This window comes from Albidovulum sp. (genome assembly GCF_008933605.1).
Lineage (GTDB): Bacteria > Pseudomonadota > Alphaproteobacteria > Rhodobacterales > Rhodobacteraceae > Albidovulum.
This window is the reverse complement of sequence record NZ_WBUS01000131.1, coordinates 1-8,867: the sequence shown is the minus strand read 5'-3', so window position 1 is coordinate 8,867 and position 8,867 is coordinate 1. Positions and strand designations below refer to the sequence as shown.

General features: G+C 66.9%; 11 protein-coding genes. All 11 read right to left on the bottom strand.

Translation table 11 applies throughout. The annotated features are described in order from the left end of the window. Positions 1-1,567 (bottom strand): NADH-quinone oxidoreductase subunit L (gene nuoL / locus F9K34_RS14710; protein WP_291337806.1); only part of this gene is annotated, 1,567 nt, incomplete at its 3' end. A gap of 6 nt (positions 1,568-1,573) precedes the next feature. Next, positions 1,574-1,879 (bottom strand): NADH-quinone oxidoreductase subunit NuoK, encoded by a 306-nt coding sequence (gene nuoK / locus F9K34_RS14705; protein WP_291337790.1) that lies wholly within the window; start codon positions 1,877-1,879, stop codon positions 1,574-1,576. 128 nt (positions 1,880-2,007) lie between these two features. Beyond that, the gene (locus F9K34_RS14700) at positions 2,008-2,616 is read right to left on the bottom strand and encodes an NADH-quinone oxidoreductase subunit J (protein WP_291337788.1); all 609 of its coding nucleotides are present in this window, start codon (positions 2,614-2,616) and stop codon (positions 2,008-2,010) included. After that, on the bottom strand, positions 2,613-3,032 hold the full coding sequence (locus tag F9K34_RS14695) for a carboxymuconolactone decarboxylase family protein (RefSeq protein ID WP_291337786.1): 420 nt from the start codon (positions 3,030-3,032) through the stop codon (positions 2,613-2,615). The genes F9K34_RS14700 and F9K34_RS14695 overlap by 4 nt, the downstream gene beginning before the upstream one ends. Before the next feature lie 139 nt (positions 3,033-3,171). After that, positions 3,172-3,666 (bottom strand): NADH-quinone oxidoreductase subunit NuoI, encoded by a 495-nt coding sequence (nuoI, locus tag F9K34_RS14690; RefSeq protein WP_291337785.1) that lies wholly within the window; start codon positions 3,664-3,666, stop codon positions 3,172-3,174. Next, positions 3,663-4,424, bottom strand: coding sequence for a methyltransferase domain-containing protein (locus F9K34_RS14685; protein WP_291337784.1), 762 nt, complete (start codon positions 4,422-4,424; stop codon positions 3,663-3,665). The genes nuoI and F9K34_RS14685 overlap by 4 nt, the downstream gene beginning before the upstream one ends. Before the next feature lie 5 nt (positions 4,425-4,429). Beyond that, on the bottom strand, positions 4,430-5,467 hold the full coding sequence (gene nuoH / locus F9K34_RS14680; protein WP_291337783.1) for an NADH-quinone oxidoreductase subunit NuoH: 1,038 nt from the start codon (positions 5,465-5,467) through the stop codon (positions 4,430-4,432). A 23-nt stretch (positions 5,468-5,490) separates the two neighbouring features. Continuing rightward, the gene (locus F9K34_RS14675) at positions 5,491-5,877 is read right to left on the bottom strand and encodes a hypothetical protein (protein ID WP_366557913.1); all 387 of its coding nucleotides are present in this window, start codon (positions 5,875-5,877) and stop codon (positions 5,491-5,493) included. Positions 5,878-5,879: 2 nt separating this feature from the next. Then, on the bottom strand, positions 5,880-7,973 hold the full coding sequence (gene nuoG, locus F9K34_RS14670) for an NADH-quinone oxidoreductase subunit NuoG (protein ID WP_291337780.1): 2,094 nt from the start codon (positions 7,971-7,973) through the stop codon (positions 5,880-5,882). Beyond that, a complete protein-coding gene (locus tag F9K34_RS14665) occupies positions 7,973-8,308 on the bottom strand; it encodes a hypothetical protein (protein WP_291337778.1) in 336 nt (111 codons plus the stop codon). The genes nuoG and F9K34_RS14665 overlap by 1 nt, the downstream gene beginning before the upstream one ends. 82 nt (positions 8,309-8,390) lie before the next feature. Continuing rightward, on the bottom strand, positions 8,391-8,867 hold a 477-nt coding region (locus tag F9K34_RS14660; RefSeq protein ID WP_291337777.1), incomplete at its 5' end, for an NADH-ubiquinone oxidoreductase-F iron-sulfur binding region domain-containing protein.

Below are 8,867 nucleotides of genomic sequence, written 5' to 3'. Positions count from 1 at the left end.
CGGCATGGTCCCCCGCGCCCTCGGCCGGGGCGGCGGCATGTTCGGGCATGGCGAAGAAGGTCACCATCGAGGCATGGTCGCCGAAGAAGGGCTTGTACCAGAGCATCCCCGCGAAGATCGCACCAACCGCGAGAACGCCGAGCGGCACGGTCATCGTCGCGGGGCTTTCATGCGCGTGCTCGTGCGCGTGATGGTCGCCGCGTTCGTGCCCGTAGAAGGTCAGGAACATCAGCCGCCAGGAATAGAAGCTGGTGAAGAGCGCGGCGACGACGAGCGCCCCGAAGGCGAAGCCGTTGCCGGAGGCGAAAGCGCTCTCGATGATCGCATCCTTCGAGAGGAACCCGGCGAAGCCGATCGCGGTCAGCGGGATGCCGACGCCGGTGATGGCCAGCGTGCCGATCATCATTGCCCAGAAGGTGAGCGGGATCTTCTTCCTAAGGCCGCCGTAGTTCCGCATGTCCTGTTCGTGGTGCATCGCGTGGATGACCGACCCGGCGCCGAGAAAGAGCATCGCCTTGAAGAAGGCGTGGGTGAAGAGGTGGAACATCGCCGCCGAGTAGATGCCGGCGCCGGCGGCGACGAACATGTAGCCGAGCTGCGAACAGGTCGAATAGGCGATGACCCGCTTGATGTCGTTCTGGACGAGGCCCACGGTTGCCGCGAAGAAGGCGGTGGCCGCGCCGATGTACATGACGAAGCTCTTCGCCTCGGGCGCGTATTCGAAGAGGGGCGACATGCGGCAGACGAGGAAGACGCCAGCGGTCACCATGGTCGCCGCGTGGATGAGGGCGGAGACCGGCGTCGGGCCTTCCATCGCGTCCGGCAGCCAGGTGTGCAGGAAAAGCTGCGCCGACTTGCCCATCGCGCCCACGAAGAGGAGGAAGGCCAGCAGGTTCGCCGCGTTCCAGTCGGTCCAGAGGAAGCGCAACTGCGTCTCGGCCAGCGTCGGCGCGGCCGCGAAGACGTTGTCCATGTCGATGCTGTCCACCAGATAGAACAGCCCGAAGATGCCGAGGGCGAAGCCGAAGTCGCCGACCCGGTTGACGACGAAGGCCTTGATCGCGGCGGCGTTGGCGCTGGCCTTGCGGTAGTAGAAGCCGATCAGAAGGTAGGAGGCGACGCCGACGCCTTCCCAGCCGAAGAACATCTGCACGAGGTTGTCGGCCGTCACCAGCGCGAGCATCGCGAAGGTGAAGAACGACAGGTAGGCGAAGAAGCGGGGCTTGTAGCTTTCGCCCTCGCGCCAGTTCTCGTCATGGGCCATGTAGCCCCAGGAATAGAGGTGGACGAGCGCCGAGACCGTCGTCACCACGATCAGCATGATCGCCGTCAGCCGGTCGAGACGGATCGACCAGGCGGTGTCGAGCGTGCCCGAGCGGATGAAGTCTAGGATGTGGATGTGCTGGGTGGTGCCGTCGAAGCCGAGGAAGACGATCCACGAGAGCAGCATCGACAGGAAGAGCAGCCCCGTCGTCACCACGAGCGCGCCCGTCTCGCCGATCACGCGCCAGCCGAAGCCGCCGATGATCGCTCCGACGAGCGGGGCAAGGAGGATGATCGTTTCCATTTGCCCTTACCCTTTCATCACGTTGACGTCTTCGACGTCGATGGTGCCGCGGTTGCGGAAGAAGCAGACGAGGATCGCGAGCCCGATGGCGGCCTCGGCCGCGGCGACGGTCAGCACGAACATGGTGAAGACCTGCCCCACGAGGTCGCCGAGGTAGGCCGAGAAGGCGACGAAGTTGATGTTGACCGAGAGAAGCAGAAGCTCGATCGACATCAGGATGACGATGACGTTCTTCCGGTTCAGGAAGATGCCGAAGATGCCGATCACGAAAAGCGCCGCGGCCACGCCAAGGTAATGTGTCAGTCCGATCATTCGCGTCCCTCCGGGGGCCTCCGCCCCCTATCGTCTTTGCATTCGCCGCGCCCCGGACCTGATCCGGGGCCCCGCTTCGTTCCGCCCGGCCGGGCGAGGCCCCGGCCTGCGCCGGGGCGGGTCGGGGGTCAGAGCCCCTGCCCCGGCTTCACGTCCTTCAGTTCCATCGCCTTGGCCGGATCGCGCCACATTTGGGCCAGCACGTTCTGCCGCTTCACGTCCTTGCGATGACGCAGGGTCAGCACGATCGCCCCGATCATCGCCACGAGCAGGATGACGCCCGCGAGCTGGAAGAGGAGGATGTACTTGTCGTAGATCAGCAGGCCCAGAGCGGCGGTGTTCGTCACCCCCTCGGGCGTGACCGCGCCGCGCATGGACTCGGCGGTCTCGGCCGGCGCCCAGGCGCCGAATGCGATGCCGAGCTGCATCAGGATCACCACGCCGATCAGGAGCCCGAGCGGCATGTAGCGCGCCATCTCGCCCTTGAGTTCGGCGAAATCGACGTCGAGCATCATCACCACGAAGAGGAAGAGCACCGCGACCGCGCCGACATAGACGATCATCAGGAGCATCGCCACGAACTCCGCTCCGAGAAGCACGAATAGCCCGGCGGCGGAGAGGAAGGCGAGGATCAGCCAGAGCACCGAGTGCACCGGGTTCCGGGCAAGCACCACCATCAGCCCCGCGGCCACCGCCGAGATGGCGAAGAGGTAGAAGGCGAACACCATGACACTCATGCGTCATCTCCTGTCTTGTCACCGACCTCGTCGAAGACGGCCTGCGCGATCTCCAGCGCCTTCGTCATCGCCGGCAAGCCGCCGAACATGCTCATCTGGTAGATCACTTCCGCGATCTCGCGTTTCGTCGCCCCGGCTTCCAGCGCGTGACGGATCGTCAGCCGCATCTGCGGCTCCGCCTGCGCGCCCAGCACCGTCAGCGCCGCCACGGTGACGAGAAGCCGGGTCTTGGCGTCCAGCCCCTCGCGGTTGAAGGTCTTGCCGAACCACATCTCCATCATGTCCTTGGAGAGCGTCGGCACCAGCTTGTCGATGCCCGCGACCGAGAAGTTCTCCAGCGCCGGATTGAAGGCACGGGCCATTTCCTGGCCCTGCTCCAGCATCTGCGCGAAGAGTTTCTGGAAGGCTTCGGTCATTGCGATACCTCGCCACCTTCCGCCCGTGCGCCAGCACGGGCAGCGCCCGACCCGCCCCCCAGGGCGGGCGCTTCACGCCCACCCTCGGGCCGGGCGCTGCCCGTGTCCCGAACGGGTGCGATATGTGCCGGGAACGCGTTCATCTGTAAGGCGCGTCCAGTTCGAGGTTACGGGCGATCTCGGCCTCCCAGCGGGCGCCGTTGTCGAGAAGTTTCGCCTTGTCGTAGAAGAGCTCCTCGCGCGTCTCGGTGGCGAATTCGAAGTTCGGCCCCTCGACGATGGCATCGACCGGGCAGGCCTCCTGGCAGAAGCCGCAGTAGATGCACTTGGTCATGTCGATGTCGTAGCGCGTCGTCCGCCTGCTGCCGTCCTCGCGCGGTTCGGCGTCGATGGTGATCGCCTGCGCCGGGCAGATCGCCTCGCAAAGCTTGCAGGCGATGCAGCGTTCCTCGCCGTTCGGGTAGCGGCGCAGCGCATGTTCGCCGCGGAAGCGGGGGGAAAGCGGCCCCTTCTCGTGCGGGTAGTTCAGCGTCGCCTTGGGCGCGAAGAAGTATTTCATCCCAAGGCCGAAGCCCTTGAGGAAATCGACGAGCAGGAAGTATTTCGCGGCGCGGGTGTAGTCGATGGAACTCATTGCAGGACCCCTTGCGCGGTGGTGGCCGTTTTCGACCCGCGATCAGCCCATTTGACAGCGTAGTCGCTTTGCAGGACCGCGGCGGCGTGGGTCGCGTCCCCGGTCTTGCGGATTTCGTAGTAGAGATAGACGCGGCCCTCGGGAAGGCGACCGTTCAGCCGCAGGCGCACGCCGCGCTCCGCCGGGTCGGGGAAGACGACGGCGGGTTGCGTCGGGTCCTTGGGCAGGCCGACGCAGGTCAGCACCTCGCATCCCCGCCCTCGCCGCCAATAGGTCCAGACAAGCTCCGGGTTGAACTGGTAAAGCCCGTGGCCCGCCCAGCCGTTGAGCCCGTTGGCCGAGACGAAGATCCCGCCCGGCGCCAGCATCTGGAAGACATTGTCGAGCGCCTGCGGCACGTTGAACACATGCTCGATCGTGCCGCCGTCGAAGACGAAGTCGAACTGCCCGGCAAGCCCGGGCTCCAGGGGCTCGTTCAGGTCCTGAAGGATCGTCGCGCCCTCGTAGTCGGAAAAGTCCGCCGCCTCGATGTCGCCGAAACCGAGCTTGCGGAACATCGTCTCGCTGAAGCCGTCCTCTTGCAGAAGCTCGAACCGGCTCATGTCGAGGCCGGCACGCTTCAACGCCTCGGAATACCGGCGCGCATGGGCGCGCTCGATCTTCAGCCCCTGCCGCCCGAGCATCACGGCCCGCTTCGGCGCGAGCCCCTGCCCGGAGAGCGTCACGAGACGTTCGAAGAGGACGCAGTCGATCCCCATCAGGTTCAGCCCCCGATCGCCCAGCGCGCCCAGAAGCCGCCGAGCACCTCGAATTTCGCCAGGAACGCCACGATCACCACCCAGCCGATCGACAGGGGCAGGAACACCTTCCAGCCGATCCGCATGAGCTGGTCGTAGCGGTAGCGCGGCACGATGGCCTTCACCATCGCGAAGAGGAAGAAGAAGACCCACATCTTGCCGACCATCCACCACCAGCCGTCCGGCAGGCCCGGGATCGGGCTCAGCCAGCCGCCGAAGAAGAGGATCGACATCAGCGCGCACATCAGGAAGATCGCGATGTATTCGCCGGCCATGAAGAGCAGGTAGGGGGTCGACGAATATTCGACCATGAAGCCCGCGACGAGTTCCGATTCCGCTTCCGGAAGGTCGAAGGGCGGGCGGTTCGTCTCGGCCAGCGCGCTCACGAAGAACAGCACCACCATCGGCAGGTGCGGCAGCCAGTACCAGTTGAAGAGCCCCCAGGACCCTTCCTGCGCCTCGACGATGGCCGAGAAGTTCAGCGAACCGGTGGAGATGATCACCCCGATGATGATGAGACCGAGCGAGACCTCGTAGGAGATCATCTGCGCGGCCGAGCGGAGCGAGCCCAGGAACGGGTATTTCGAGTTCGACGCCCAGCCGCCCATGATCACGCCGTAGACCTCGAGCGAGGAGACGGCGAAGAGGAAGAGCACGGCCACGTTGATGTCGGCCAGCACCCAGCCCGGATGGAACGGGATCACCGCCCAGGCGAGGATCGCCAGCACGAAGCTCAGCATCGGCGCGAGGAAGAACACGAACTTGTCGGCCCCGGCGGGCACGACGATTTCCTTGACGACGTATTTCAGGGCGTCGGCCACCGATTGCAGCAGGCCGAAGGCGCCCACCACGTTCGGCCCCTTGCGCATCTGCACGGCCGCCCAGATCTTGCGGTCGCCGTAGACGAGGAACAGCAGGCTCAGCATCACGAAGGCGATGATGCCGAGACCCTGCACAAGGATCAGAACGAAGGTCCCCAGTGGTGTTGCCAGAAATTCTGCCATGTCCGTCCCTTAGACCTTCCTTCTCAGACCGTCGGTATGCCGCGTTCGGCACAGTCGGCGACCGTCACTTCGGCATCGATCGTCCGCATGCCCTTGGGCAGCGCCGGCGAGACGCTGTAAACAGCATCCGCGCTCCAAACGCCACCCTCTTCCTTCACGTAGACCCGCACTTTCCGCGCGAATCCCGCCTGTTTTTCCAGCGCATAGGCGGCCGCGACACAGGTCGCGTAGTCCTCCGCCTCGGCGCCCGTCCTCGCCCCCTCCACGGTGACGAGGAAGCCCACGAGATCGCCGCCGATGCCGACCGGGTCGGCGGCGTGGTAGACCCGCGCGGCAGGCGTCGCCGCACAGGCCGACAGGGCGGTCAGCAGACCGCCCTTCAGGGCCCGCAGCGGCAGCGCCCGCGCCATCATCACTCCGCCGCCATCGACTTCGCGGCCCGCGCCCGGGCCATGGCGGAAAGCTCCGCCATCACCGCCGAGGCGCGTGCGACCGGGTTCGTCAGATAGAAATCCTTGATCGCGTTGCGGAAAGTGGCCCTTCCGGGCGCGCGCAGCGGCAAGGGCTCCCAAGCGTTGGCGGCCACCTCGTCGATGTGGCCGAGGTGCGGGTGCGCCCTGACAAGTGCGGCGCGCAGCGCGGCCAGGCTGTCCCAGGGCAACGTCGCGCCAAGCTCGGCCGACAGCGCCCGCAGGATCGCCCAGTTTTCCTTCGCCGCGCCGGGGGCAAAGCCCGCGCGCATGGCCAGCTGCGGGCGGCCCTCGGTATTGACGAACAGCCCGTTCTCCTCGGTCCAGGCGGCCGCCGGCAGGATCACGTCAGCACGGTTGGCGCCGCGATCGCCATGGCTGCCCTGGTAGATGACGAAGGGCGCCGCCGCGCCGTCGCGGCTGATCTCCACCTCGTCCGCGCCGAGGTTGTAGACGACTTCGGCGCCCTCGGTGGCCACGGCCAGTCCGCCTTCGGTGCAGGCGCCCACGTCCATCGCGCCGACGCGGCCGGCCGCGGTGTGCAGGACCAGGAGCTTGCTGCCCGACTTGGCGGCGATTTGCATGGCCAGCGCCAGCACCGCCTCGCCGTCCGCCTCGCGGATCGCCCCCTGTCCGATGATCACGACGCCGTTCAGATCGCGGCACGCCGCCAGCCTCTCCCCCGCCGCCGCGACCTGCGAAAGGGCCTGCCGGTCGTCACCCATGTGCTCATAGTCGTAGGTCAGGTCGATGGCCGGCCCGACGAGAGCCACTTTCGCGCCGTTCGCCCAGGCCTTGCGGATGCGCGCGTTCAGCACGGGCGCCTCGTCGCGTGGATTGGTCCCGATCAGAAAGATGGCCTTGGCGCTGTCGATGTCCTCGACCCTCGCCGTGCCGACATAGGCCGAGCGGTTGCCGACCGGCAGCCGCGCGCCGTCGGTGCGGCATTCCACGCGGCCACCCAGACCCTCGACCAGCAGCTTCAGGCTGTAGGCCGCCTCGACCGGGGCCAGGTCACCGACCAGCCCGACCACCCGTCTGCCCGTCATTGCCGCCGCCGCCTTGGCCAGCGCCTCGGCCCAGGTGGCCGTGCGCAGCTTGCCGTTCTCGCGGACGTAGGGCGTGTCCAGTCGCTGCCGGCGCAGGCCGTCCCAGATGAAGCGGGTCTTGTCGCTGATCCACTCCTCGTTCACGCCGTCATGGTTGCGCGGCAGGATGCGCATCACTTCGCGGCCCTTGGTGTCGATGCGGATGTTCGAGCCGAGCGCGTCCATCACGTCGATCGACTCGGTCTTGGTCAGTTCCCAGGGCCGGGCGGTGAAGGCATAGGGTTTCGAGGTCAGGGCGCCGACCGGGCAGAGGTCGATGATATTGCCCTGCAGGTTCGAATCCATGACCGCCCTCAGCGCGGCGCCGACCGCGTGTTCGGGATCGGCGGCGTCGATCGGCAGCATCTCGTTGCCGTAGGTGGTCACCCGCGTGTCCTCGCCGCGCCCGAGCGTGCCCATGTCGGTCAGCCCCGCCACCTCGGTGGTGAAGCGGATGCAGCGGGTGCAGTAGATGCAGCGGGTCATGCAGGTCTCGATCAGCGGCCCGATGTCGAGATCGGGCAGCGCGCGCTTCGGCTCGCGGAAGCGGCTGAAATCGACGCCGTAGGCGATCGCCTGGTCCTGCAGGTCGCATTCGCCGCCCTGGTCGCAGATCGGGCAGTCGAGCGGGTGGTTGATGAGCAGGAATTCCATCACCCCCTCGCGCGCCTTTTTCACCATCGGCGAGTTGGTCCTGACGACCGAAGGCTCGCCGTTCGGCCCCGGCCGCAGGTCCTTGACCTGCATGGCGCAGGAGGCGGCGGGCTTCGGCGGGCCGCCGACGACCTCGACAAGGCACATCCGGCAGTTCCCGGCGATCGAAAGCCGCTCGTGATAGCAGAAACGCGGCACCTCGATCCCGGCCTGTTCGCAGGCCTGGATCAGCGTCAGGTTCGGATCGACCTCGACTTCTACGTCGTCGATGATGATCTTGCGGAGGTTGGACATCAGTGTTTCTCCGTGGAAATCCGCGGCCCCGGCAGGGTCGCCGGTGGCCAGGCCATGAAGGCCAGAACGATGAGCGGCGCGAGCGAAAGCGCGGCCGAGAAGAGGAAGACCCCGGCCACCGGGCCGCTGCCCATGACCATGGTCGAGACGAGGATGCGCGTCAGGACGGCGCCGACGACGGGGCCGGCCGCGACAAAGAGGATGGGTCCCCGGAACCCCGCCTTCTGGAACACGATGACGTAGAGGACCGAGGCGACGACCGGGCCCAGGAAGGAGAGGATCAGCATGGCCGCGCCCTCGCCGGACCGCACCACGCGTCGCGCCGGAGCGCCCATGCCGGACGCGGGCCATCCACGCGACGGCAGCTGCCCCGTCCGGGGCGCGGCGTGCGAGGTGAAGCCATGCCGCGCAACGCCCTCACTCCGCCGCCATCGCGCCCATGCGGCCGGTGCGCTTGGCCTTGATGCGGTCCTCGATCTCCTCGCGGTAGTGACGGATCAGACCCTGGATCGGCCAGGCCGCCGCGTCGCCGAGGGCGCAGATCGTGTGGCCCTCGACCTGCTTGGTCACGTCGAGGAGCATGTCGATCTCCTCGACCTCGGCGTCGCCGCGCACCAGCCGCTCCATCACCCGCATCATCCAGCCGGTGCCTTCGCGGCAGGGCGTGCACTGGCCGCAGCTTTCGTGCTTGAAGAACTTCGACAGCCGCCAGACCGCCGCAATGACGTCGGTGGACTGGTCCATCACGATCATGCAGGCGGTGCCGAACGAGGACTTCAGCTCGCGCATCCCGTCGTAGTCCATGATCGCCTCTTCGCAGAGCTTTGCGGGCAGGATCGGGCAGGAGGCGCCGCCGGGGATCACGGCCTTGAGGTTCTTCCAGCCGCCCCGCAC